The following is a 23693-nucleotide window of genomic DNA, read 5'->3' on the forward strand; positions in this document are numbered from 1 at the left end:
GCACGGTGATGGACGATGGTAGTTTGTTAGCGCTCAACCAACCTTAACCATATCCCGTCTTTGGATCGAACAGTCAGATGCGCCACTGGAACCGGCGTTTTGCTTGGGATTGTTTCGAATTTGAAATGGCGCAACAGCATCGACAGGATCAAAGGCCCCTCAACCATCGCAAATCCGGCCCCGGTGCAGACCCTTGGTCCGGCAGAGAACGGAATGTAGGCATTGCGCTGGCACGCCTTGCCGTTCGCGGTACTCCAACGCGAGGGATCGAACCCATCCGGATTGTCCCATAACCGTTCCTGTCGATGCAGGTGCCACGGGCTGATGACGATTTGTGCTCCCTTGGAAATGTCCCTGTCCCGGAACCGTTCAGGACACTGGGATTCGCGCACCATCATCGGCACTGGAGGATAAAGCCGCAAAGCTTCGCGAAACACATCCCGGCTGATCTTTAGTCTGGACATGGTCGAAAAGGACGGATCGCGCAGTGCCTGAGCCTCATGCGCGACTTTTTCCTGCCAGTCGGGGTAAAGCGCCAGAAGGTAAAGTGCCCAGGCCAAAGCAGACGCGCTGGTCTCATGCCCAGCCAGAAAGAATATCGCCACTTGGTCGATCATCTCGTTGGTCTCAAAACACTTCCCGGTTTCCGGATCTGGTGTTGTCATGATCTTGGTCGCCAGATCGTCAGGTGCCCGCCCTTCGGCTATGTCCGCCGCACGTTTCACTGTAAGTTGTTCGATCAACTTCCTGATATCGTTTGCACTATTCCATGCGCTATCAGAATGAAACCGGGGGGCCCAACGCGGAAGAGGTACAAAGGCAGCAAGGTTCAAAAGCGGTTGCTGCCGCTGATAGGCGCGAAACTTTTGGAACACTTCCGCCGCGATTTCATGTTCGATAGGCACCGAGAACAGCGTCCTGAAAATGACATCAGCAGCGACATGGCTGGTGACTTCTTCTACTTCGATCTCATCCCCAACTCTGGCACGCAGCCGACTTGCGCAGGCCTGCGAGGCAGCAAGCATAGCTGGAAACGTGTCCTTCAACCGCCCGCCTTCGAATGCCGGATCAATGATGCGACGTTGCCGTTTCCAAGCCTCGCCATTGGCCAAAAACACCGATTCCCCCAGAAGAGGCCGCAATCCTTCACTGATCCGGTTGGATTTCGGGAAGTCAGCTGGTCTTTTTTTCAGAACAAGATCAACAAGTTCCGGCTGATTTATCATGTAGGATCTAAAGAACGGCGTTCGAAACTCGGCCATCCAGGCGCGATAGAGCCGTTGCGGTTGTGCCGAAAGCAGATCCTTTCGAAACAGCCTAAGATACTGCCAAAGCGATACCTTGTCAGGACGCGGGGTTGGCTTTGGCGGGATCATGTGTGGACCGTGGTGTATTTTGACACGGGACGATCAATACATGTCGGCGAAGGTGCGCGCCCTGCAAATCGCGAGGCCAGTGTTTGCGGGCCCGCCGTGATGCGAAAATAATCGTATGCACCCGGACGGTCAAAAGCGCAGAGATACTGAAAATGCAGTTTGAAGAACCGCCAACGCTCCGCCTTCCAACGCTCAGGCGACAGAGTTTGAGTGAACGCTGCTGACAGGACCAATGGCCACTTCTTGTCAGGGCTGCCCACTCCACTGACCGCAACCGGGTCGCACAGCGCAAAAGCACAGCCGTCGCCGGGGGCGGTAACGTCGACCCATGCCACATTGGGTTGCGTGGACAAAAACTGCAAATCCGCGCGCAAACGGTATGCGCTTGGTAGGAAAGACACCATCGGAACCACCTGCCCCAAAGTCAGAAACGACAATATCGGGCCACTTTCGTGCCCTCCTTGGTTGCGGATCAGATCAGCCAACACCGACACACCAAGATGCGCGCCCGAGCTGTGGCCGATCACCAGAACCTCATCCACGTCGTCGGTCAAAGCCTGTTTGATCAGGTCTTGGAACGTGTTCAGTCTTGCCTGCAACTGCGGCGGTGTTTCCCCATTCAATTGCGCAGAGTATGCGTAGTCATACATGAGGTAATACGCGAACAAGCGGTTATCGATTGTGCGAAACCAATGAAGCACGAAATAGGCCAGGACACCTGCCGGAACCAAAGCCCACAGCCCCACCATCGGGTTCAACAGTTTCGTCATCGCCCAGGCAACCAGAATCGCGACCAGCAATTGCAACAACAGCATCCCAACCGGATATAGCGCGGCAATTACCGGCCCTTTACGCAGCCCCATCAACCGGCGCAGGGTTCCTGTTGAGATGTAAATCCAAGCGGTTCGAACCAGTTGCAGATAGGTCGACAAGATCGACCCCGTCATGCTGTCGCGCACGATATCCGACCAGACCAGTACGTCGATCTCCGTGTTTACCCGGTCATCATCTTGAACCGACATGACGTGCCAGCCAAAGACCTCGGACCGCGGCTTGGCTGACACAGAAATCTCGTAGCCGGAAATCGCGGCCTGGACCTGTGCTTCGGACCGATACAACTCGCGGTATCGTCTGGGAGGAAACGGATCATAGCCGGGTATGTAGAACACCCTGCGTTTGCGCACCCGAGGCCTATTTATCTGACTGCTCATGCCCTTACCTTCTTCCGTGCAGGTTAACGCAGGCTTGAGGTCAAGGTAAGGGGGTCAGCGGTTTATCCGAAGTTTGCCAAAGCCGGGAAGGTTTCCAGCAACCACCAGCTGAACCGGGTAAAGAGGCCGGTGATCAGCATGATCCCCACAAACAACAGCAAGCCGCCCATAACCTTTTCGATTGTACCCATATAGGGCTTGATGCGGTTCATCACTGTCATCGAGCGGTTCAGGAACATTGCGGCCAGCAGGAATGGAATGCCAAGCCCTGCCGCATAGACACCCAGCAATACTGTTCCCCGCGCAACAGACGCCTCATTCGCCGCCAGCGAGAGGATCGCGCCCAGCTGAGGTCCGATGCAGGGCGTCCAGCCGAAAGCAAACGCCAAACCCAGGATATACGCACCAAAGACCGAACCGCCGGATTCGCCGGTGTCTATCCGAGCCTCACGGTCCAGAAACGGGATGCGGAAAACGTTCAGGAAATGCAGGCCAAACACGATCACCACAGCGCCGGAAAGCTTGGCGAAAAGCACCTGATTTTGCAGAACAAACACCCCAAAGGCCGACGCGGTGAAGCCCAAAAGCAGAAAGACGGTCGACAGTCCCATCACAAAGAACAAAGCCGACAGGGTTGCCTTGCGCCGCGCGCGGGCTTCGTCCTGCATCTCGTTGATTGTGACACCACTCATATACGCCAAATAGGGTGGCACGATGGGCAGCACGCAAGGCGACAGAAAGCTGATCAAACCACCCAGGAGGGCGACGAACATGGCGGGCAGCAGTCCCGCGTCTATGATTTCAATTCCGAACATGTCTCTGCACATAAGTGATGATTGGCGATCCGTCACGGGGCCATTCGGTCACATCCTCGTGGTTGGAATCTGGACAATATTTCAACTTGGCCCTATCCCGATTTGCATGACCGAGATTACAGAAACGCTGGACGCTCTGGGGCTGTTGTGCCCTCTGCCCGTTCTCAAAGCCCGTAAACGGCTGAAATCCATGCCCGCAGGGGCCGTCCTGCGCGTGCTGGCCGATGATCCGGCCGCTATCGTCGATGTTCCGCATTTTTGCGCTGAGGTAGGGCATACGCTGTTGTCACAAGATCTTGATGGGGCACATCAGGTGTATCTGATCCAAAAATCTGTCTGAATAACCCTGCGCTTACGAAAAAGGCGGGCCCATCGGCCCGCCTTTTCTTTAGTTGCCCAGCGACCACCACCCGCGTCGCTTCGGCTTGGCAGGGCCAGGTTCCGGTTCTTCCGCCACAGTTTCCAAAACGGGTTCGGGCGTCTTCTCCTCAGGGGCTTCTGCGGCAGGCTCGACATCATCTGAGTTGGAGTCTTCCGCCGCTTCCGTTGCAAGTTCTTCCACAACAGCAGAAGTTTCTTCGGCTGGTGAATCCTCAACGGTGGCCTCTTCGGCAATCGCGGGTGCCTCAGGCGTGGTTTCAACGGTCTCAGCTTCCGCTTTAACACCCTCGCCAAGGTCTTCAGCAACTTCTGGTGTTTCGACCTGTGGGCTCTCAACAACCTCATCTGCCGCAGGCGTATCCGTAACGATTTCAGCTTCGGCAACTGCCGTTTCAACCTGTTCGGTCGTTTCTTCCGCGACTACGTCTTTCTTCCGACGACGCGGTGCGCGTTTGCGCTTGGGCTTGGCGGGTTTTTCTTCGTCAGCAACTTCTTCTTCGGTAACTTCTTCTACGACGACCTCAGCCGCACCCTCTTCATCGGCTTTGTCTATCGACGTGCTTTCCTGCGTCTCGGCGTCAGTACCTTCGCTGGATTGCTCTGTCGCGTCACCATTGACCCCGCCCTTCTTGCGCCGACGACGGCGGCGTTTGCGCTTGGGTTTAGTTTCTTCCTCGGTCTGAGCAATTTCGTCTTCGACCTCTTCCTCATCGGACGAATCCACCAAATCCATCAATGAGGCATCGACGGATACAACAGGTGCTGTGGCTTCAGGTACGATTCGGCTGGCGGTCTTGAATTTCTCCATCGAGAAATCAGGGCTGACCAAATGAATATCGCCTTCGATCCGCACTGACAGACCATAGCGCGCTTCTATCTGCGCAATGTGCTCCCGTTTCTGGTTCATAAGGAAGTTGGCGATGCTGACCGGGCAGCGCACCAGAACCTCACGCGAGCGACGGCGGGTGCCTTCCTCTTCGATCTGACGCAGAATCGACAGGGCCATATTGTCGTCCGAGCGGATCAGACCGGTTCCATGACAGGCCGGGCATGGCTGCGTGGTGGCCTCGATCATACCGGGGCGCAGACGCTGACGGCTCATCTCCAACAGACCAAAGCCCGAAATCCGGCCCACTTGAATGCGCGCACGGTCGGTTTTCAGCTTGTCCTTCAGACGTTTTTCGACCGCCGCATTGTTCTTGCGCTCGTCCATATCGATGAAATCGATAACGATCAGACCAGCCAAATCCCGCAGACGCAACTGACGCGCCACTTCTTCGGCGGCCTCCAGGTTGGTTTTCAGCGCGGTTTCCTCGATCGAGCCTTCCTTGGTTGCTCGACCTGAGTTCACGTCGATCGCCACCAGAGCCTCAGTGACACCGATCACGATATAACCGCCGGATCTCAGCTGAACTGTCGGGTTGAACATGCCCGCCAGATAGCTTTCCACCTGATAGCGCGCAAACAGAGGCAGCGCATCTTCATACCGTTTCACGTTCTTGGCGTGGGACGGCATGATCATTTTCATGAAGTCTTTGGCGATGCGATAGCCGCCCTCACCTTCGACCAGAACTTCGTCGATTTCGCGGTTATAAAGATCCCGAATCGAGCGCTTGATCAGGTCGCCTTCCTCATAGATCTTTGCAGGCGCAATCGACTCCAGCGTCAGCGCGCGGATCTGTTCCCACAACCGTTGCAGATATTCATAATCGCGCTTGATTTCGGATTTTGTTCGCTTGGCCCCTGCCGTTCGGATGATCAAACCCGCCCCGGTCGGCACATCAATGTCCGAGGCAATTTCTTTCAGTTTCTTGCGGTCGGGTGCATTGGTAATCTTGCGGCTGATGCCGCCGCCACGTGCGGTGTTCGGCATCAATACGCAATACCGACCCGCAAGCGACAGATAGGTTGTCAGTGCAGCACCCTTGTTGCCGCGTTCTTCCTTGACGACCTGCACCAGCAGAACCTGACGTACTTTGATGACTTCCTGGATCTTGTAGCGACGCGGGCGTGGTTTGCGAGGCGGACGGATGTCTTCGCTGTCATCCTCGTCGGCCACCGATTCAATCGAATCGTCCTTCGAAGACGCATCGGCCCCCTTGCTTTCAGCACCTTCACCATTCGCGTCCTGGTCGACCTCGGACTCCGAAGGGTTTTCGTCCAAGGCGTCGGCGTCGCCAGCGGCAGACTTTTCAGCCTCTACCACATTCGCCTCGTCCGAAGGTTCGCTGAGTGCATCTGCAACGTCTTCAGATACCTCATCAGAGGTTTCACCGGCATCTTCAACAGATTCACGGGCATCGTCGCTGGTTGCTTCGACCGCATCAAATGTGTCATCGCCCTCGACAACAGTCGCCTGCTCAGCGTCTTCAGAACCAGCTTCCGATGGGGTTGCATCATTGGCTTCCGGCTCTTCCACCGGCGTTTCAGCCACAATCTCCATGGGTGAGGTCCCCTCAGGCACCTCTGCATCTGTTTCTTCGCCGTCGGCCAGATCGATGGTTTCCATACCGGTCGGCTCGGCTGAAACCTCCATCGTTTCAACCGGATCGTCCGACTTCACATCAGCGGCCTTGGATCGCGTCCGGGACCGCCGCTTTTTGGGCTTGGCTTCTTCAGCTTCGTCACGCGCCTTCATCGCCTCGGCATAGGCGCGCTCTTCCTCCATCAGCGCCTCACGGTCGGCGACGGGGATCTGATAATAATCCGGATGAATTTCCGAAAACGCGAGGAAACCGTGACGGTTCCCACCGTAGTCGACAAATGCCGCCTGCAGCGACGGCTCAACCCGTGTTACTTTTGCAAGATAGATGTTGCCAGCAAGCTGGCGTTTGTTTTCGGATTCAAAGTCGAACTCCTCGACCTTATTTCCGTCGACCACCACAACGCGAGTTTCCTCCGCGTGGGTGGCATCGATAAGCATTTTCTTAGCCATGTTTCCTTGGTGCACCGCGCCAAACGCGTTGTCCTGACCTGTCCAGGCGGACAGGCGCTTTTGGGGAGGTGTCTTGTCAGGGCGATATCAGACGGCGCGCGGCAGGGTCTGGCGCTGTGGCCCCCTGCCCGTTCTCTCAATCGTTGCGCGCGCGTCATCGCGGTTCTTCTCCGACAGGCGCTGGTCGCTGCCTGCCCATTTATTCCTTTCGCCCAGATCTCCTGGGCTCAGGTATTCTACTGCCCCTATCGGGGCACAATCGGTCTGCTGAACCGTGAGGGGTTGATCCTCATCAACGGATCAGCAGCGAAACTCAAAGATTCGGGGCTTATGGGCGTCGAATTCGCCCGGCCCGTCCGGATACAATAAAAGCAACCCTGTGGAAAAGACAATGGGCAAACTGCATTCCGTCAGTCTTCCCGCGCGACGGATCCCCTTCATCTGGCCAAAAATATCTCGGGGGAGTCGCCATTGGCGATGGGGGCAGAGCCCCCAACCGCAAAGCTTACAGATAGTCCGAACGCTGGAGGCCATATTTGGCCATTTTTTCATTCAGCGTCCGGCGCGGCAGACACAGCTCATCCATAACGGATGCAATCGAGCCCTTGTGACGCCGCATCGTGTTGTCGATCAGCATCCGTTCGAACGCCTCGACATATTCTTTCAACGGCTTACCCTCGGTGGTCATCACCGGCTGCATTTCTTCATGATCTGACATCAACAGCGACGCAATTGTGCCCGACCCACGGCGCGACTGCAGCACGGCACGCTCGGCAATATTGATCAGTTGACGTACGTTGCCCGGCCACGGGGCTTGCAACAATTGCGCTGCCTCCTGCGCACTGACCTGAGGCGCGTCACACCCGTATTCCTCGGCAAATTGCTCGCTGAGACGGGTGAACAGGGTCAGGATATCCTCCCCGCGCTGGCGCAGCGGCGGCATGGTGATACGCAACGCGGCCAATCGATAAAACAGATCCGGGCGCAGAACATCCTCGGATGTTTTGCCCGCTTCCTGCAGGTTCGAAATCGCAACAATCCGCGTTTCCGCAGGGGTGCCCTGCTCGTTCATCACGCTCAACAGCTTGGCCTGCAACGTATCACTCAGTGCCTCAACGTCTTCCAGCACCAGCGTGCCACCGCGCGCTTCTTCGATGGCGGGCAGTTGCGCATCCTCTGGCATCATCGGACCAAACAGACGCTTGGCCAAGGCGTCTTCTTCAAGTGCTGCACAGGACACAAGGACAAACTTCTTGCCGGCACGGCTGCCCACCGCGTGCAGCGCATGAGCCACCAGGGTTTTACCGGTTCCGGTCTCGCCGTCGATCAGCACATGGCCATCAGCTTGCCCAAGATCCAGAATATCTTCACGCAGCCGCTCCATCACCGGGCTGGCACCGATCAGCTTGTTCATGATCTGCGTTCCGCCGGACAGTTCGCGCCTAAGCGCACGGTTGTCCAAAGTCAGGCGGCGTGCATTGCTGGCGCGTTTGGCCAATTCGGACATGCGGTCTGGATTGAAAGGTTTTTCAAGGAAATCAAACGCACCAACACGCATCGCCTCGACCGCCATAGGAACATCGCCGTGACCGGTGATCATGATCACAGGCAAGGTGCTGTCAGCCCCCATCAGCTTTTTCAAAAGCTGAATGCCATCCATCCCCGGCATTTTGATGTCCGAGATCACGATCCCTGGATAATCCGGCCCCAGAACCTTGAGCGCATCTTCCGCGCTGGCAAAGGTCTCGGTGTCATATCCGGACAAAGCTAGCCATTGGCTGATAGACTGGCGCATGTCCTGTTCGTCATCCACAATGGCAATTTTCATGGCCTGTGCCATAGTCATTCCTCGTTATTCCGCGGCCTCAAGGCCGTCGCTTCCCAGTGCTGGCAACTGCATTTCAAACACCGCGCCGCCGTATTGGCCGTTGCGCGCAGTCAGCCGTCCCCCATGGTCGTTCACGATCCCCGACGAGATAGCAAGCCCAAGACCGACCCCGTCACCGGGTTGTTTGGTGGTATAGAACGGTTCGAACAGGTTCTCGATGTCCTCGATACCGTGACCGTTGTCACGTACGGTCAGAACCGCCATATCGCCCGCCGCCAGGATGATTTCCACATCCGGCTCTGCCACTGATTTGGTGGCATCCAACGCATTCCGCAAGAGGTTGACCATCACTTGCTCGATCCGCATCCGGTCCCCCATGGCCATCACGGGTTCTTCGGGAAGTATTTGAGTGATCTTCACATGGCGTTGACGCAGCTGCGGTTCCATCATCGACAAGGCCGAGGCCAGCGCTTCGCCAAGGTTTACTGGCGAAAGCGCATCCGCCCCCTTGCGTGCATAAGACTTGAGCTGACGCGTGATCGCCCCCATCCGTTCGATGAGACCATCGATGCGTCCAAAGCTGGCAAGTGCCTCTTCCGGACGGTTACGCCGCAACAACAGACGCGCCCCGGCGAGATAGGTTTTCATTGCAGCCAGAGGTTGATTAAGCTCGTGACTGACTGCTGCGGACATCTCGCCCAAGGCGGCAAGTTTCGAGCTTTGCGCGAGGGTCTGTTCCGCCAAATCCAGCGTCTTTTCAACCCGTTCCCGCTCAGCAATTTCTCGCTGTAGCCGCGCGTTCAATGCGCGAAGCTCTGCCGACTCGCGCTGAAACAGCGCCATGCGCAAGGTGGCCCGGCGGCTGAGCGCATAAAACGTCAGCGCCAGAAGAATCGCAAAGCCCATGATTTCCAGCGCTAGAACGCTGTTCACCTTTTCGCGGATCGAGGCAAAGGTGGTGAACGACGTCATTTGCCAACCCCGGAACGGAATACGCGTTTCCAACCGCATGACCGCCTCGCCCTGCAGGTAGGCATCCGGCGGTAAAGCGGTCCAATCGGTTGTGGCCCTTATAGCGCGCTGAATCGCGCCCTGCGGCGGCTGGCGCAGCATCGCCGTGCTTTCTTCCAACCCACGCCAACGGGGCTCGGTGGACAGGATGATCGTTCCGGTGCTGTCCGTGACCATCACTGCGTCCGAGATACCAGCCCAGGCGCGTTCGAATTTCTGCAGATCGACCTCAACAACGATGACGCCCAGAATTTCCGATCCACTTTCCAGTCGCCGGGAGTAAACAAAGCTGTACCCGCCGGATTCCTTGGGAATGACCGAAAAGATCGTCGCATTGGACCGGATCGCATCCACAAAATAAGCGGTGTTTCTATGCCCTTCGCCCAGCTTGTTGCGATCTGTTGCAGCGACGGTTCGCCCATCACTGTCCAAAAGCATCAGTGACGCCGCGCCAATTTCTTCAACGAAGGAAATCAGGCGCTGCGTCGACAGTGTATAATCACTGGATTGCAGCGCTGATATGAGGGTCGGGTCCCGCGCCAGCAACTGCGGCACGATCGAGTTTCGACGCAGCTCACTCAGCAGGTTGCCGGAATACAGGGCCAGGCGCAGCTCGGCTCGATTTCGGGTGGATTCCGTGAATCTGTCGGTTAGCAGCCGGTTGGTGATCCAGACTGTCGCGATAGTCGCGACAAGCAGAACAAGCACAGCAAAACGCAAACGCCAGCCCAGCGGGGCGCCGCGAAGCGGTTTCAACATATCTGACCAGGCTGATCGCACGTCCGAGTTCATGTCCAAACGTTACGCGCGGGCGCGCATGACCTCAAGTCACGCGACTTCAAACACTCCTGACAATGCGCGGAACAGCGCCACCCCGTCGGTGCCGCCATGACCTTCGTCAGCGGCCCGCTCGGGGTGAGGCATCATCCCCAACACACGACGGTTTTCCGACAGAATGCCTGCAATGTCACCGACCGAACCGTTCGGATTCTCGGCATAGGTGAATGCGATCCGGTCCTGATCTTTCAGCGCCGACAGCGTTTCGTCATCCGCAAAGTAGTTGCCATCATGATGCGCAATCGGGATACCGATCACGTCACCCGCATTATAGCCCCCAGTAAACACGCTATCGCTGGTTTCGACCTTCAGGCCCACGGTTTTGCAAATGTATTTTAGCCCTGCATTGCGCAACAGCGCGCCCGGCAGGATGCCGGTTTCGGTCAGAACCTGAAACCCGTTGCAAATGCCCACCGCATATCCACCGCGTTCGGTATGCTCGATGACCGCCTTGCAGATCGGAGATTGCGCGGCAATTGCGCCGCAGCGCAGATAGTCACCATAAGAAAAGCCACCCGGAACGCCCACGATATCAACACCTTCGGGCAGTGCCGCGTCTTTGTGCCAGACCATATCGACCTTGAAACCGGCCTGCTCGAAAGCGACGGCGAGGTCTCGGTCACAGTTGGATCCGGGGAATACGATTACAGCTGCGCGCATGGCGGGCCCTCCTACGAGACAAAATCAGTGACCACCGCAACACCCGGAGGGGTTGGATGATCAAAGGCGGCAAGCTCTTCGCTCACCTGGTTGAGAGATATTTTTCGTGTGACCAGTGGCGTCAGGTCGATTCCGCCCCCCGCGATCAACGACAAGAGCGAAGGATAGCGCCAGCTTGGCATCCCGCGCGTTCCAAAGACGGAAAGTTGACCGGAATAGAGCACATCCATCGGCAACGCCATCTGGGTGTGATCCCCAGCAGGCATCCCGATTTGCACCATGCGCCCCATTTTGCGCAGGGACCGCATCGCGGACACGGTCGTCACTTCGATACCCAGGGCTTCAATCGCCACATGCGCACCGCCGCCGGTGATGTCTTTCACTGCTTGCGGAGCATCACAGGTGGCCCCGTTGACCACCGCATCCGCCCCCAAAGACGTGGCATAGCGCAGTTTGTCATCTACAACATCTACAACAACAACCCGCGCGCCAAGCGCCTTGCCCAACAATAGGGTCGAGATCCCAACTCCACCGCCGCCAAAGACGGCGATCCATTCACCACCCTGAACGTGCGCCCGTCCGACCAAAGCCTGCCAGGCCGTCGTAACTCGGCACCCCAGGGCGGCTGCCACTTCGGGCGCGATGCTTTCGGGCAACGATGTAAGGTTCGCGTCCGCATGGGAAACAGCAATGTATTCCGCAAAAGCGCCATCACAGGTGAACCCGGGCACAATCTGGTCGCTGCAGATTGTCTGATGACCCTGGGAACAGTCCGTGCAATGTCCGCAGGCCAGAATGAAGGGTGCGATCACCTTGTCGCCAACACGCCAACGCGTGACGCGGGCGCCAACCGAGACAACTTCGCCACAATATTCGTGGCCGGGTGTGATCGGCAAAACAACGTCCGGGTCTGCGCCCCCCCACGCGTGCCAGTCGGACCGACACACACCACAGGCCAATACCCGCACCACAACACCGTCTTCGGCGGGTTCGGGATCCGGTACCGTCATAACTTCAAGCGGTTGACGATAGGTGATCAGACGCGCGGCCCGCATCAATTAGACCAGTTCGATCTCGTAGCGTTCGATGACTGTGTTGGCCAACAGCTTTTCGCACATCTTCGTGACATCCGCTTCGGTCGCACCGTCGGCCAGCTCAAGGTCGATCACTTTGCCCTGACGGACACCTTCGACCTGATCAAATCCCATTGCGCCCAATGCGTGCCGAACTGCTTCGCCCTGCGGGTCCAGCACCCCGTTTTTGAGCATCACGTGAACCCGTGCTTTCATCTTGGCAACTCCACCTGAGGGCCACATCCGGGCCATTTTCATTGCGCGGGGGATAACGTGCCAAATGCTTTTGGACAACCCTGTTTGCTACGCAGTTTGACGCAGTGTGCGGCCTACCCTGCCTCCTTGGATAATCCCGGGTAATGCGCATCTATTGCATCGAATGATCCGGTCAAAACCATCTCGACAGCGACGGCAACCAACAGAATCGCCATGATCCGGGTCAGCACGTTGATCATTGTCTCGCCCAAAAAGCGCGAGATCTGATCTGCAAACAAAAGCCCCACCCCCACAATTGCACAGGCAATCAGGATCGCTGAACCCAGTGTCACGATTTCTGCCCCGTCCGACAGCTGGTGGGAAAAGACAACAGTGATGGCAATCGTGCCCGGCCCGATGGTCAGAGGAATGGCCAAGGGAACAACTGCGAAATTCAGTTTGCGTTCATGCCCGTCCGCCACCGCGGCCTGATCACCCGGAGGGCGGTCTTCGGCTTTCAACATAGACATGCCAATTCCGAAGATGATGATGCCGCCGGCTATTCGAAAGGACGAGACGTCTATGCCGAAAATCCCAAGCACTTCTTCGCCGATCACGACGGCAATCAAGGCGATAACGGTAACCGAAATCATCACGACGATCGCAACGTGGCGGCGTTCAGCCGCCGAGCAGTTCTTGGTCATGCTCAGAAAGATCGGGATGTTGTATAGCGGATTGAAGATCGCAAGCACGGCTGCCAGAAACTTCAGAAAGATCGTCTGATCAAACAGTTCAGCCATTCGAAAACCATCCTTATCGCGCCCTTCACGGCTGCACGAGGCAAACATGCTCAGGAAACGAGTAGCTGTCAAATTCAACAAGAACGAAAAAACGCCGCTACTGAATGAGCGGCGCCTTTTTTAAACTCAGAGGCAAACTTGATCAGTTGATTAAAGTCGGTTTGGTCACGTTGTTACCGGGCAGAACACCCAGTCGCCGCGCGACTTCGGAATACGCATCGGTCAGGCTGCCAAGATCACGACGGAACACGTCTTTGTCCAGCTTCTGACCAGTTTCGATATCCCACAAACGGCAGCTGTCGGGACTGATTTCATCAGCAACGATCAGGCGCTGATAATCACCTTCGTACACGCGTCCGATCTCAATCTTGAAGTCTACCAGTCGGATACCCACCGCCAGCATGACACCGCTCATGAAATCGTTCACACGCAGCGCCAGGCTGAGAATATCTTCCATGTCCTGCTGGCTGGCCCAGCCAAAAGCAGCGATGTGCTCTTCCGTGACAAGCGGATCACCCAGAGAGTCGTCTTTGTAGCAATACTCGACAATCGGACGTGGCAGTTGGGTACCTTCGGCAATACCCAGACGTTTCGACATCGATCCGGCGGCATAGTTGCGCACGATCACTTCCAGAGGCACGATTTCACAGTTGCGAACAAGTTGCTCACGCATGTTCAAGCGGCGGATGAAGTGGTTCGGGATGCCAATCTGGGTCAGGCCGGTCATGAAGAACTCGGAAAGGCGATTATTCAGCACGCCCTTGCCGTCAATCACATCCTTCTTTTCCGCGTTAAACGCGGTGGCGTCATCCTTGAAATACTGCACGATGGTGCCCGGTTCTGGGCCTTCATACAAAATCTTGGCTTTGCCTTCGTAGATTTTCTTGCGACGCGCCATAAGCGACCTTTCCGATCAGAGCAGAGGGATTGAGTCCCCCCTCGTTAGGCGTCCTCATAGTGCAAGCCCCCTTTTCCCGCAAGTTCATGTGCCCGAGAGGGTTTGACGCAGCGCAAATACCTTGCGCACCGGACATCGTATGGTCATATCATCAGGAAAGAAGATGTAACCCAAGAGGTCCTCACCCAATGACCACGTTCGACGAACGCGAAAACGCATTTGAAGCCAAATTTGCCCATGATGAAGAAATGCAGTTCAAGGCGCAGGCCCGCTGCAACAAACTGCTGGGCTTGTGGGCCGCAGAAAAGCTGGGCAAATCAGGTCAAGAAGCCGAAGAATACGCCAAAACCGTTGTAGTCGCTGATTTCGAAGAAGCCGGACACGAAGACGTTATACGCAAGGTCGCCGGTGATCTGGGTAATCTGTCATCGGCCGAAGAAATTCGCGCCAAGATGGCTGAGATTCTGCCTGAAGCCAAAGCTCAGGTCATGAGTGAATCCGACTAAAGCACTCTTAGACGACTCATGATCTTCATGAGTTTTATGAATTTGATTTGACGCCCCGGTCATGTGAGATGGGGCGTCTCTATTTTTAACGGCGACTTGCACCTTTGCCTGGATTGACCCAATGACAAATGCTCTGAGCAAACTTATGGACACCAATGACGCAATTCTGGCGGATGGTGCGACCGGGACCAACCTGTTTAACATGGGCCTGCAATCCGGTGACGCCCCCGAACTTTGGAACGTTGACGCACCCGAAAAGATCAAAGCCCTGTATCAAGGTTCGGTAGATGCGGGCAGCGACCTGTTCCTGACCAACACGTTTGGCGGCACGTCGGCGCGGCTCAAGCTGCATGACGCCCAAAACCGTGTGGGCGAACTGAACCGCATCGGTGCAGAACTGGGACGCGAAGTCGCCGACAAGGCCGGGCGCCCCGTTGTGGTCGCTGGATCCGTTGGCCCGACCGGCGAGATCATGAAACCTGTGGGAAGCCTGTCACATTCCGAGGCCGTGGAAATGTTCCACGAACAAGCTGCCGCACTGAAAGAAGGTGGTGTGGATGTTCTCTGGGTTGAGACCATAAGCGCACCCGAAGAATTCCGCGCAGCAGCCGAAGCCTTTGCCCTGGTTGACATGCCCTGGTGTGGCACGATGAGCTTTGACACCGCTGGGCGCACGATGATGGGCGTGACCTCGGCCGATCTGGCGCAACTGGTTGAAACACTGGCCAACCCGCCCATCGCCTTTGGCGCAAACTGCGGAACCGGCGCGTCGGATATTCTGCGCACTGTTCTGGGCTTTGCCGCGCAGGGAACTGAGCGCCCTTTGATTTCAAAGGGCAATGCGGGCATTCCGAAATATGTGGATGGTCACATCCATTATGACGGCACACCCGCGTTGATGGGCCAATATGCGGTAATGGCACGCGATGCTGGTGCCACGATCATTGGCGGGTGCTGCGGTACCATGCCCGATCACCTGCGCAGTATGCGCGAAGCGCTGGATACCACGTCGCGTGGTGAACGTCCGACCCTAGACCAGATCACCGATGCGTTGGGGCCGTTCACGTCGGCCTCTGACGGAACAGGCGACGATGCAACACCCGAGCGCCGCACGCGCCGCCGTCGCCGCGCCTAAAACAGCCTTAATCAGCGCCCTTCGAATTTCGGGGGGCGTTTTTCCATGAAAGCCACCACACCTTCGGCGAAATCGCGCGAACGACCACATTCGCCTTGCAGATGCGCCTCTTTTGCTAGCTGTTGTGGCAGGGTGTTTTCGTATGTTCCACGAATGGCCTGCTTGATCGCGCCATAAGCTGCCGTAGGACCATTGGCCAGATATTCCGCCCGTTTACGCCAATGTGCAGCGAAGTCTTTATCGGGTACGGCTTCCCAGATCATGCCCCATTCATCCGCTTGCCGCGCGGTGATCTTATCGGCAAACAGAGCGGCCCCCATCGCCTTGGCCAGCCCCATCTGACGCGGCATGAACCAGGTTCCTCCGGCATCGGGCAACAACCCGATCCGCGCAAAGGCTTGCAGGAAGTAGGCACTTTCAGCTGCAATCACCACGTCCGCGCAAAGGGCAAGGTTGGCCCCTGCCCCGGCCGCAGGTCCATTTACGGCAGCAATGGTCGGCACCGGACAGCTGTGGATCATCTCCAGCATCGGTTCATATTCGTCCCGCAGCGACCGCTCCAGATCAATCTTGCCGGTTGACGATGCATCGCCCAGATCCTGACCGGAACAAAAGGCAGGACCAGCACCGGTGATCACGATGCACCGGGCTCTGGTTGCCGCATCTTTCATTGCATGGGTGATTTCAGCGCGCATCTGAGTTGTCAGAGCGTTCATCTTGTCTGGTCTGTTCAATGTCAGAACCGCCAGACCGCCCGTAATGTCCAGAACAACCGTTTCGTACTTCATGAAAACCCTCCCGTCGCGCCTCGCTTTTCTGCACACTTACTGGCCCAAGCGAGATGGGAAAAGCAGAACCATACGTCAGTCTTCAAGAATTCGGCGCAGACGTTCTTTTTCATCCTCACTCAGCGAAGTGTCCGCAACCGATGCATGGGCTTTCGAGCGATTGCGTAGGAAATTGAGGCCAACGCCCGCCGCAATCAACAACATGATCGGCCCGGCGAGCCAAAGAAACAGGTTCGAACCGCTGGTGGTCGGCTTCAGAAGAACATATTCGCCATAACGATCCACGATAAAGGCAATCGCCTCTTCATCGCTGTCACCGGCCACCAGACGCTCACGCAGCAATAGACGCAAATCTCGCGCCAGATCAGCGTTGCTTTCGTCGATGCTCTCGTTCCGGCAAACAAGGCAACGCAACCCGGTGCTGAGATCGCGGGCCCTTTGTTCGAGCACCGGATCATCCAGCACCTCATCCGGCTGCACCGAAAACACGGGCGACGCCAGCAGCATCAGGATCAGTACAAGACGTTTCATTCTGCCGGCACTCCACCAACCGGGGTTTTTCTGGCCCCTGCGGCGACACGGAACCGCCTGTCACACAGGCTTAGGATACCCCCAAGCGACATCAGAATGCAGCCGCCCCAGATCCAGTTTGCGAGCGGCTTGATATAGGTGCGCATGACCCACCCCCCATCTGCCTGCTGATCACCGATCACGACGTAAAGGTCACCCAGGAAACGATAGTCTATCGCAGCTTCAGTCGTGGGCATACGCGCCACCGGATAGTCGCGTTTTTCAGGGTGCAATGTACCCATCAGGCGCCCATTCCTTTCAACCAGAACATCTGCCGTGGTCGAGAAATAGTTCGGCCCCTCGACCTGTCGCACGTCTTTCAGCGTCAGCGTGAACTGCCCCACTTCGAACGGTTGGTTGGGTTGCGCCACGCGGATATCCTCGTCCTCCCACGCAGTCAGGCCAGCGACGGCGAAAATGGTGACACCCAGACCCGTATGGGCAACCGCCTTCCCCCAATCCGCACCCGGCAGGCGGAAAAGGCGTTTCAGACTACCATTGCGGCCCGTGCGGTTCCACAAATCGATAGCCGCCCCAAAGGTGATCCAGGCCCCAAGGAAAAGACCCACCGGACCCAGCGCGCTGCGCCCGGTTTGCATCGCCCAGACCAGCAGGGCAATCGCCAACGCAAGCCCAAAGGCATAGCGCAACGACCACGCGGTCTTGCCAATCCTTCCCCGCTTCCAGGGTAACATCGCCCCAATCGGCAGAACCAGCCCAAGCAGCACCATGAACGGAGAGAACGCTGCATTGAAAAACGGAGCCCCGACCGAGAGCTTTCGGTCGAACATCATCTCGGCCACCATCGGCCACATGGTTCCAACGAACACGACGAAACAGCTGACCGCTAGCAGGACGTTGTTTACAATCAAAGCGCTTTCCCGGCTGACCATGCCAAAGACGCCCTTTGCCTCCATCGTTTGCGCACGCGCGGCAAACAGGGTCAGCGCGCCACCGATAAAGAACACCAAGATCAGCAGAATAAACACGCCCCGTTCAGGATCGGTTGCAAAGGCATGAACCGACGTCAGAAGGCCAGATCGCACAATGAACGTGCCGATCAGTGAAAATCCGAATGCGATGATCGCCAGTAGAATGGTCCAGCTTTTTAGCGCCTCGCGCTTTTCCACAACAATGGCAGAGTGCAAAAGGGCTGCCGCCAGAAGCCAGGGCATGAACGAGGCATTCTCGACCGGATCCCAGAACCAGAATCCCCCCCAACCCAATTCGTAATAGGCCCACCACGACCCCAGCGCGATACCTATGGTCAGAAAGATCCAGGCCGCCAATGTCCAGGGGCGCACCCAGCGCCCCCAGGCCGCATCAACGCGCCCTTCGATCAGGGCCGCGATGGCAAAGCTGAATGCCATGCTCAGCCCCACGTAACCGAGATACAGAAATGGCGGATGAAAGGCCAACCCGGGGTCTTGCAGCAACGGGTTCAGATCGCGCCCGTCAAACGGTGCAATTGCAAGCCGGTCGAACGGGTTCGAGGTGAACAAAATGAAGGCGAAGAACGCGACAGCAATTGCCGACTGCACTGCCAGCACACGCGCCTTGAGCGACGGCGGCAACCCGCCCCCAAAGAACGCAGCCAATGCGCCAAACAAAGTGACGATCAACACCCAAAGCAACATGGATCCTTCGTGGTTGCCCCATGTTCCACTGATTTTGTAGATCATCGGCTTGGCAGAATGGCTGTTCTCAACCACGATCCTCAGGGAAAAGTCGGATACGACGAAAGCCCAGATCAAAGCACCGAAGGAAAAAGCCGTCAGCAGGAACTGAACGATGGCCGAAGGTTCCGCAAACGCCATCCATCCGGCCCAGCGTTTCGAAGCCCCGATCAGGGGCACTACACTTTGTACAATGGCGACAAAGAAGGCGAGGATAAGGGCGAAGTGGCCGAGTTCTGTAATCATACCCCGGAATATACTCCGAGGCTAAACCGGGGGCCAATAACTTTCGCCCGATCAGAGGGCACATAGTGTCGCGGGTCAGGTCCCGCGACGCTTGCGCCAATCCTCAAGCGCCAGGTTGGCATCCGGGTGTTTGACATCCAGAAGCAAAGCAGCATCCGGACCCGGATCCGCACCACCCGGGCTGTCACCTCGCATCGCGCGCACTTGTTCGATGTTGTTCAGCACCGTCGGCAAGCGCAGCATCGTCGCGCCGATATCACGCTGAAATTCCTGCATTTTCATCTGATGTCGCGCGCCAAAATAGAAGGATACGACCACACCCAACAACCACCATAAAGGCTCAGGAACCAAAGCGATGCCTTGCATCCTTGCGGCAAACCACAGCGGGTCTACCATGGCCGCAATGAACAGCCCGAGCGTTCCCAACGCCAAAGCCGGGCGGGGCAATCGATTCACACCATCCATGAAGCGATCGAACGCCCCCTTTTGAGGGATTTGAAATTCCCCGCCAAATTGCGACATGGCCTGGGTTTGCAGCTCAGTGCTTCGTCGCGCCCGCGCCTCCGTATTTTCACGATAAAGCTCGACGGTTTCCTGCACCGCATTCCGCCCATTCCCAAACAACAGCGCCAAAACACCCGAGATCAATCCCATGCCGCAACCCTTCTTTGAAACTCTGCGTCCGTCAGATGGTACCGCTCTGACAGAAATTCTTCGGCGCGTTTGATCCAGCCGCCTTTGCCGCCAGACCGGGAACGCGCGTATTTTCTGGAGGCAGGCCGCCGATCTGCAAGGCGGAAGTAATAGTTTCGCCGCGCAACCCCATAGGCATCTCGCAAAGAGGTCGGATCCGGTTGCGCAGCGCTTGCGCAGGCCGCTGCCGTCTTCGGGCCGATCACACTGTCTGCCACCACATCGAACCCCATATCATTCAAAAGCCGCTGCAAAATTTTGACCGCCTGCGTCCCGGCATTGACGTGCATGTCAAAGACCGACGCCTGCAGGACATCGGGCAGGCGCGCAATCCCCGGTTTCTCATAGTAGTGACGCAAAAAAATATCGACTGCTTGCCGCCGGGATAAATCCCTTACATCGCTTACATCGACCACGCCATCACCGTTGAGGTCCAACCCCAGGCGTCGCAGGGTGTGAATGGTCACGCCATGTTTTGTAGAGCCACCGGGATCATCCGGATCATCCACGAACCCGCCCTCCCGCGCCACGATTTCTTCTGCGATCTGTTGAACCGACTGCATGACGTCCCCCTAATTCACCGATCGGGGAAACGGTCCTGCAAATTCATTAAAGTTAGCAAAAAACAAAGGGCGCTGCCCGCCTTACACGCGCAACGCCCCACTTCTTATGCTCAAAAATACCTCTGCCAGAGGCACGCAGCGCAGCTGCGTTCAGCTTCCCTCTGCTTCTTGGTAAACGCCTTGCTCCTTGAGTGCGTCGACGACCTCTTTCGGCATGTACGTCTCGTCATGTTTTGCAAGGATTTCCGTGGCTTCAAACACGCCGTTCACGTAACTTCCAGTGCCAACCATACCTTGGTTCTCGGTAAACAAATCTGGCAGAACACCCGTGAATGATACCGGAACACTCTCGCCCCCATCCGTGACCACAAAATGCACAGTTTCACCCTGGCCGCGAATGATCGAGCCTTCTTCAACCAGCCCACCAATGCGGAACACCTCGGTCGGTTTCGGCGGCTCTGCAATCACTTCACTGGGCGAGCGGAAGAAGTTGATGCCATCCTGCAAGGCCCACCCAATCAAAGCCGTCGATGCCACCAAGGCAACGGCCGCTACCAGAATGACTTGTACTCGACGACGTTTCTTGAGCGTTTTCATACCGTCCTCACGGGAAAAGTGGGGCCATCATCAGACCCCGGGTTTCATCTTCACCTAACATCAGGTTGGCGTTCTGCAAGGCTTGGCCACTGCTACCTTTTGTCAGGTTATCCAGCGCAGCAACCACAATCACGCGCCGCTCGATCCGGTCTGCGACGACGCCGATATGGCAGAAGTTCGACCCCCGCACATGATGTGTCGAAGGCGCTTCACCCATCGGCAGCATCTGTATGAAAGGCTCGTCCACATAGGCTTTTGCCAGTGTTTCATAGACGCTCTGCGGGTCGCCTTTCACATAGGTGGTCGCCAAAATACCGCGGTTCGCAGGGATCAGATGCGGTGTGAATTGCACATGTACTGTCCGACCAGCCAGCTTCGAAAACTCCTGATCGAACTCTCCCAGATGCCGGTGCGTGCCGCCGACCGCGTAGGCGTTGTATCCTTCACTCAGTTCAGCGTGCAGCAGATTTTCCTTGAGCGACCGCCCGGCCCCGGACACTGCGCATTTCAAGTCCAGAATAATATCGTCCAGATCGATGACCCCCGCCGAGATCAACGGCCGCAGAACATATTGCCCGGTTGCTGCGTTACATCCAGTCCCCGCCACAAGGCGCGCCGAGCGGATCTCATCACGATAAAATTCAGTCAGGCCATAGACGGCTTCGTCCTGCTGCTCCAGCGCGCTATGTGGGTTTCCATACCACTTCTCGTATTCATCCGCGTCCTGCAGCCGGAAATCCGCTGACAGGTCGATAATTTTCAGATCTTTTGGCAGCGCCCGAATGACTTCCTGACTGGTCTTGTGCGGCAAAGCACAGAAACACAAATCAACATTGGAAAAGTCGATCTCGGAAATCTTGCACAGATCCGGCAAGTTCATGTGGCGCAGATGCGGGAAGACCTGTGCCATGCTCATGCCGGCCTTCCGCTCGGCAGCCAAAGCAACGATGTCCATATTCGGGTGCTCGGCGATCAGCCGCACCAGTTCCGCGCCGGTATAGCCGGAAGCGCCCAGAATTGCGATATTATGGGTCATGTCAGACCTCTTCTTTACGTGTGTCACATATCACGACCGCCGATGTGACGGTCTTTGAATTAGAAAATCGGAAGGGGTGCGTCCTTGACCTAAATCAGGCCGCCTCGAACGAAATCTTTCGTCGGAGGAACTGCGTTGCCCGATCGCTGACAAAACCCGGCTTGCCCGTGGTCAGGTGCCCACCCGCGCCTTCGCCCTGCATGTTCGGATGACGCTGTAGATAATCAGCAAGGCTTTCAGCAACCAGATCGCCCTGGCTGAAAACCTGAACATCCGGTCCCAACGCCGCCTGAAAGGCCTCTGCCATCAACGGGTAATGCGTGCAGCCCAGAATAGCCGCCTGGGGTTCTGGCATTTTGCGTTTCAAAGCATCCACATGGCTGCGCACCAGCGCCTCGGCCAGGATCATGTCACCATCTTCAATGGCATCGACCACACCGCCACAGGCCTGAGCCTCGACATCCACGCCGATTGCCCGGAATGCCAGTTCCCGCTGAAACGCCCGGCTGGACACGGTGGCAGGTGTCGCAAACAAGGCCACATGCTTGACGGCCACTTCGCGCGGCGGCGAATTATCGCCCCACTGCCGCTCAGTCAGTGCTTCGATCAAGGGAACAAAGACGCCCAGCACCCGCTTGCCCTCGGGCACGCCTTCTTCCTGCATCCGCCGTAACGCGGCAGCGCTGGCTGTATTGCAGGCCAGAATCACCAGATTGCAGCCCCGGCCCCAAAGATCGTGCACCGCATTGCGGGTCAGCTGATAGATATCCTCGGCATCGCGCACACCGTAAGGTGCATTTGTACTGTCCGCATAATACAGGAAATCCACGTCGGGCAGCCGTTGCTGCGCGGCGTTGAGGACGGTCAGACCGCCCAAACCGGAATCAAAGATGCCTACTGCCATTTGCCCCTTCAGGCGCGATGCCGTTCCTCAAATTCATAGCCGTAGTCATAAGACTTCAGCGGTGTCGGAGACAGCTCATACGTGGCTTTGCGCAAGAAATCCATCATCTTGCGCGTATCCTTGCCCAAAGGGTCCAGAATGTCGCGGCCGATCGGCTCGCCGATCACCACTTTGACAGGCGTATCCACCCGTTTCTTGAACTCTTTAATCAGCAGGCCCATACGCAACGTATTGTGCAGATGGCTTGCGATCTGGAACAGGCGCGAAGTGTGCCCGTCGAAGAAAACCGGCACGACCGTGGCATTTGATTTGGCCACCATCCGGGCGGTAAAGCCGCGCCAGCCCGGGTCCATTGGATGCGAAAACGGCTTGACAGCGGTGCTGACTGTTCCCCCCGGAAAAATCCCGATCGAACCACCGTTGTCGAGGTAGTTCAACGCGGTTTTGCGCGTCTCAAGGTTCAGTTTCATCGCCTCTTTCGTCTCATCAAACGAAATGGGCAAGATGATCCGGTTCAACTCCTCAGCCTTGCGGAACACCCGATGCGCCAGAATGCGGAAATCGCCCCGGGTCTGCGACAGCATGTGACCCATCATCATGCCATCCAGAATCCCGTAGGGATGGTTGGCAATCAGGATCAAGGGACCGTCTTTCGGGATGTTCGCCAGCGATCCTCCCACCACATCCAGCGTCAGTCCATAGCGTTCGACCATAACGGTCCAAAAGTCTCGCCCATTGGCGACTTCTCTTTCGTACCCATCCGCGCGTTTGATCAGGCGCATGCGGCCTGTGGTATTCTCCATCAACTTGATGACCATCCGCCCGCTTTTGGTTTCGGCGGAATGAGCATACGAGATGTCACGAACGACATGACGGCGAGAAGGCATTTGGGTCTCCGGTTTTCTGCCTGCAAAATAGGTGTAAGTAACAATTTTGCCTAGCTATCGTGACACCCTTGT

Annotated in this window: 23 protein-coding genes; 3 read left to right on the forward strand and 20 right to left on the reverse strand. The window is 56.8% G+C overall.

What is annotated here, in order from left to right:
* Nucleotides 1-26 precede the first annotated feature (26 nt).
* From ALB80_RS07555 to ALB80_RS07565, 3 genes are all read right to left on the reverse strand, one after another.
* Nucleotides 27-1376: a cytochrome P450 gene (locus ALB80_RS07555; RefSeq protein WP_050603446.1), complete on the reverse strand. Its 1350-nt coding sequence runs from the start codon at nt 1374-1376 to the stop codon at nt 27-29.
* Nucleotides 1373-2587: a hypothetical protein gene (locus ALB80_RS07560; RefSeq protein WP_050603447.1), complete on the reverse strand. Its 1215-nt coding sequence runs from the start codon at nt 2585-2587 to the stop codon at nt 1373-1375. The genes ALB80_RS07555 and ALB80_RS07560 overlap by 4 nt, the downstream gene beginning before the upstream one ends.
* 62 nt (nt 2588-2649) lie before the next feature.
* Nucleotides 2650-3402 (reverse strand): cytochrome c biogenesis CcdA family protein, encoded by a 753-nt coding sequence (locus ALB80_RS07565; protein ID WP_050603448.1) that lies wholly within the window; start codon nt 3400-3402, stop codon nt 2650-2652.
* Nucleotides 3403-3508: 106 nt separating this feature from the next.
* Between ALB80_RS07565 and ALB80_RS07570 the strand changes: the two genes are divergently transcribed.
* Complete coding sequence (locus tag ALB80_RS07570) at nt 3509-3742, forward strand: sulfurtransferase TusA family protein (RefSeq protein WP_050603449.1); 234 nt, start codon at nt 3509-3511, stop codon at nt 3740-3742.
* 48 nt (nt 3743-3790) lie between these two features.
* On the opposite strand, the gene ALB80_RS07575 is transcribed toward ALB80_RS07570, so the two are convergent.
* The 8 genes from ALB80_RS07575 to purC all read right to left on the reverse strand — a co-directional run bounded on the left by ALB80_RS07575 (nt 3791) and on the right by purC (nt 14020).
* Entirely contained in the window at nt 3791-6718 is a 2928-nt protein-coding gene (locus tag ALB80_RS07575) for a ribonuclease E/G (RefSeq protein ID WP_050603450.1), read from the reverse strand.
* A 505-nt stretch (nt 6719-7223) separates the two neighbouring features.
* Nucleotides 7224-8558 carry a sigma-54 dependent transcriptional regulator gene (locus tag ALB80_RS07585; protein WP_050603452.1) on the reverse strand — a complete coding sequence of 445 codons (1335 nt, stop codon included), beginning with the start codon at nt 8556-8558 and terminating at the stop codon, nt 7224-7226.
* A gap of 12 nt (nt 8559-8570) precedes the next feature.
* Nucleotides 8571-10316, reverse strand: coding sequence for an ATP-binding protein (locus tag ALB80_RS07590; RefSeq protein ID WP_050603661.1), 1746 nt, complete (start codon nt 10314-10316; stop codon nt 8571-8573).
* A gap of 69 nt (nt 10317-10385) precedes the next feature.
* The gene (gene purQ, locus ALB80_RS07595; protein WP_050603453.1) at nt 10386-11054 is read right to left on the reverse strand and encodes a phosphoribosylformylglycinamidine synthase subunit PurQ; all 669 of its coding nucleotides are present in this window, start codon (nt 11052-11054) and stop codon (nt 10386-10388) included.
* An 11-nt stretch (nt 11055-11065) separates the two neighbouring features.
* The gene (locus tag ALB80_RS07600; RefSeq protein WP_050603454.1) at nt 11066-12109 is read right to left on the reverse strand and encodes a zinc-dependent alcohol dehydrogenase family protein; all 1044 of its coding nucleotides are present in this window, start codon (nt 12107-12109) and stop codon (nt 11066-11068) included.
* Between the two features lie 3 nt (nt 12110-12112).
* The gene (purS, locus tag ALB80_RS07605; RefSeq protein ID WP_050603662.1) at nt 12113-12343 is read right to left on the reverse strand and encodes a phosphoribosylformylglycinamidine synthase subunit PurS; all 231 of its coding nucleotides are present in this window, start codon (nt 12341-12343) and stop codon (nt 12113-12115) included.
* A 113-nt stretch (nt 12344-12456) separates the two neighbouring features.
* Nucleotides 12457-13122 carry a MarC family protein gene (locus ALB80_RS07610; protein WP_172677871.1) on the reverse strand — a complete coding sequence of 222 codons (666 nt, stop codon included), beginning with the start codon at nt 13120-13122 and terminating at the stop codon, nt 12457-12459.
* Between the two features lie 142 nt (nt 13123-13264).
* The gene (gene purC, locus ALB80_RS07615) at nt 13265-14020 is read right to left on the reverse strand and encodes a phosphoribosylaminoimidazolesuccinocarboxamide synthase (protein WP_050603456.1); all 756 of its coding nucleotides are present in this window, start codon (nt 14018-14020) and stop codon (nt 13265-13267) included.
* 188 nt (nt 14021-14208) lie between these two features.
* On the opposite strand from purC, the gene ALB80_RS07620 reads away from it, so the two are divergent.
* Together ALB80_RS07620 and bmt are read left to right on the forward strand one after the other, a co-directional pair.
* The gene (locus tag ALB80_RS07620) at nt 14209-14526 is read left to right on the forward strand and encodes a DUF1476 domain-containing protein (protein WP_050603457.1); all 318 of its coding nucleotides are present in this window, start codon (nt 14209-14211) and stop codon (nt 14524-14526) included.
* Between the two features lie 121 nt (nt 14527-14647).
* Nucleotides 14648-15661 carry a betaine--homocysteine S-methyltransferase gene (gene bmt / locus ALB80_RS07625; protein WP_050603458.1) on the forward strand — a complete coding sequence of 338 codons (1014 nt, stop codon included), beginning with the start codon at nt 14648-14650 and terminating at the stop codon, nt 15659-15661.
* A gap of 11 nt (nt 15662-15672) precedes the next feature.
* On the opposite strand, the gene ALB80_RS07630 is transcribed toward bmt, so the two are convergent.
* The 9 genes from ALB80_RS07630 to ALB80_RS07670 form a co-directional block, all read right to left on the reverse strand.
* Complete coding sequence (locus ALB80_RS07630; RefSeq protein WP_050603459.1) at nt 15673-16449, reverse strand: enoyl-CoA hydratase-related protein; 777 nt, start codon at nt 16447-16449, stop codon at nt 15673-15675.
* Nucleotides 16450-16524: 75 nt separating this feature from the next.
* Nucleotides 16525-16980, reverse strand: coding sequence for a cytochrome c-type biogenesis protein (locus ALB80_RS07635; RefSeq protein WP_050603460.1), 456 nt, complete (start codon nt 16978-16980; stop codon nt 16525-16527).
* Nucleotides 16977-18941 (reverse strand): heme lyase CcmF/NrfE family subunit, encoded by a 1965-nt coding sequence (locus ALB80_RS07640; RefSeq protein WP_050603461.1) that lies wholly within the window; start codon nt 18939-18941, stop codon nt 16977-16979. Before ALB80_RS07640 ends, ALB80_RS07635 begins: the two co-directional genes overlap by 4 nt.
* A gap of 75 nt (nt 18942-19016) precedes the next feature.
* A complete protein-coding gene (locus ALB80_RS07645; RefSeq protein WP_050603462.1) occupies nt 19017-19595 on the reverse strand; it encodes a holin family protein in 579 nt (192 codons plus the stop codon).
* Nucleotides 19586-20197, reverse strand: a complete 612-nt coding sequence (locus ALB80_RS07650; protein WP_050603463.1) for a holin-associated N-acetylmuramidase — start codon at nt 20195-20197, stop codon at nt 19586-19588. Before ALB80_RS07650 ends, ALB80_RS07645 begins: the two co-directional genes overlap by 10 nt.
* A gap of 150 nt (nt 20198-20347) precedes the next feature.
* The gene (gene ccmE, locus ALB80_RS07655; RefSeq protein WP_050603464.1) at nt 20348-20794 is read right to left on the reverse strand and encodes a cytochrome c maturation protein CcmE; all 447 of its coding nucleotides are present in this window, start codon (nt 20792-20794) and stop codon (nt 20348-20350) included.
* Nucleotides 20795-20801: 7 nt separating this feature from the next.
* Nucleotides 20802-21830, reverse strand: a complete 1029-nt coding sequence (gene argC, locus ALB80_RS07660) for an N-acetyl-gamma-glutamyl-phosphate reductase (RefSeq protein WP_050603465.1) — start codon at nt 21828-21830, stop codon at nt 20802-20804.
* Between the two features lie 94 nt (nt 21831-21924).
* Nucleotides 21925-22734 carry a glutamate racemase gene (locus ALB80_RS07665; RefSeq protein ID WP_050603466.1) on the reverse strand — a complete coding sequence of 270 codons (810 nt, stop codon included), beginning with the start codon at nt 22732-22734 and terminating at the stop codon, nt 21925-21927.
* Between the two features lie 8 nt (nt 22735-22742).
* Nucleotides 22743-23621 (reverse strand): lysophospholipid acyltransferase family protein, encoded by an 879-nt coding sequence (locus ALB80_RS07670; RefSeq protein ID WP_050603467.1) that lies wholly within the window; start codon nt 23619-23621, stop codon nt 22743-22745.
* Between the last annotated feature and the right edge of the window lie 72 nt (nt 23622-23693).

This window comes from Ruegeria sp. 6PALISEP08 (genome assembly GCF_001238295.1).
Taxonomy (GTDB): Bacteria; Pseudomonadota; Alphaproteobacteria; order Rhodobacterales; family Rhodobacteraceae; genus Ruegeria.

What these genes read in the sequence shown, in the direction of transcription:
- ALB80_RS07575 (WP_050603450.1), bottom strand. Translation starts at nt 6,718, where the DNA reads ATGGCTAAGAAAATGCTTATCGATGCCACCCACGCGGAGGAAACTCGC.
- ccmE (WP_050603464.1), bottom strand. Translation starts at nt 20,794, where the DNA reads ATGAAAACGCTCAAGAAACGTCGTCGAGTACAAGTCATTCTGGTAGCG.
- ALB80_RS07560 (WP_050603447.1), bottom strand. Translation starts at nt 2,587, where the DNA reads ATGAGCAGTCAGATAAATAGGCCTCGGGTGCGCAAACGCAGGGTGTTC.
- ALB80_RS07610 (WP_172677871.1), bottom strand. Translation starts at nt 13,122, where the DNA reads ATGGCTGAACTGTTTGATCAGACGATCTTTCTGAAGTTTCTGGCAGCC.
- purQ (WP_050603453.1), bottom strand. Translation starts at nt 11,054, where the DNA reads ATGCGCGCAGCTGTAATCGTATTCCCCGGATCCAACTGTGACCGAGAC.
- ALB80_RS07640 (WP_050603461.1), bottom strand. Translation starts at nt 18,941, where the DNA reads ATGATTACAGAACTCGGCCACTTCGCCCTTATCCTCGCCTTCTTTGTC.
- bmt (WP_050603458.1), top strand. Translation starts at nt 14,648, where the DNA reads ATGACAAATGCTCTGAGCAAACTTATGGACACCAATGACGCAATTCTG.
- argC (WP_050603465.1), bottom strand. Translation starts at nt 21,830, where the DNA reads ATGACCCATAATATCGCAATTCTGGGCGCTTCCGGCTATACCGGCGCG.
- ALB80_RS07585 (WP_050603452.1), bottom strand. Translation starts at nt 8,558, where the DNA reads ATGGCACAGGCCATGAAAATTGCCATTGTGGATGACGAACAGGACATG.
- ALB80_RS07590 (WP_050603661.1), bottom strand. Translation starts at nt 10,316, where the DNA reads ATGTTGAAACCGCTTCGCGGCGCCCCGCTGGGCTGGCGTTTGCGTTTT.
- ALB80_RS07620 (WP_050603457.1), top strand. Translation starts at nt 14,209, where the DNA reads ATGACCACGTTCGACGAACGCGAAAACGCATTTGAAGCCAAATTTGCC.
- ALB80_RS07665 (WP_050603466.1), bottom strand. Translation starts at nt 22,734, where the DNA reads ATGGCAGTAGGCATCTTTGATTCCGGTTTGGGCGGTCTGACCGTCCTC.
- ALB80_RS07635 (WP_050603460.1), bottom strand. Translation starts at nt 16,980, where the DNA reads ATGAAACGTCTTGTACTGATCCTGATGCTGCTGGCGTCGCCCGTGTTT.
- ALB80_RS07570 (WP_050603449.1), top strand. Translation starts at nt 3,509, where the DNA reads ATGACCGAGATTACAGAAACGCTGGACGCTCTGGGGCTGTTGTGCCCT.
- purS (WP_050603662.1), bottom strand. Translation starts at nt 12,343, where the DNA reads ATGAAAGCACGGGTTCACGTGATGCTCAAAAACGGGGTGCTGGACCCG.
- ALB80_RS07565 (WP_050603448.1), bottom strand. Translation starts at nt 3,402, where the DNA reads ATGTTCGGAATTGAAATCATAGACGCGGGACTGCTGCCCGCCATGTTC.
- ALB80_RS07650 (WP_050603463.1), bottom strand. Translation starts at nt 20,197, where the DNA reads ATGCAGTCGGTTCAACAGATCGCAGAAGAAATCGTGGCGCGGGAGGGC.
- purC (WP_050603456.1), bottom strand. Translation starts at nt 14,020, where the DNA reads ATGGCGCGTCGCAAGAAAATCTACGAAGGCAAAGCCAAGATTTTGTAT.
- ALB80_RS07630 (WP_050603459.1), bottom strand. Translation starts at nt 16,449, where the DNA reads ATGAAGTACGAAACGGTTGTTCTGGACATTACGGGCGGTCTGGCGGTT.
- ALB80_RS07645 (WP_050603462.1), bottom strand. Translation starts at nt 19,595, where the DNA reads ATGGGATTGATCTCGGGTGTTTTGGCGCTGTTGTTTGGGAATGGGCGG.
- ALB80_RS07600 (WP_050603454.1), bottom strand. Translation starts at nt 12,109, where the DNA reads ATGCGGGCCGCGCGTCTGATCACCTATCGTCAACCGCTTGAAGTTATG.
- ALB80_RS07670 (WP_050603467.1), bottom strand. Translation starts at nt 23,621, where the DNA reads ATGCCTTCTCGCCGTCATGTCGTTCGTGACATCTCGTATGCTCATTCC.
- ALB80_RS07555 (WP_050603446.1), bottom strand. Translation starts at nt 1,376, where the DNA reads ATGATCCCGCCAAAGCCAACCCCGCGTCCTGACAAGGTATCGCTTTGG.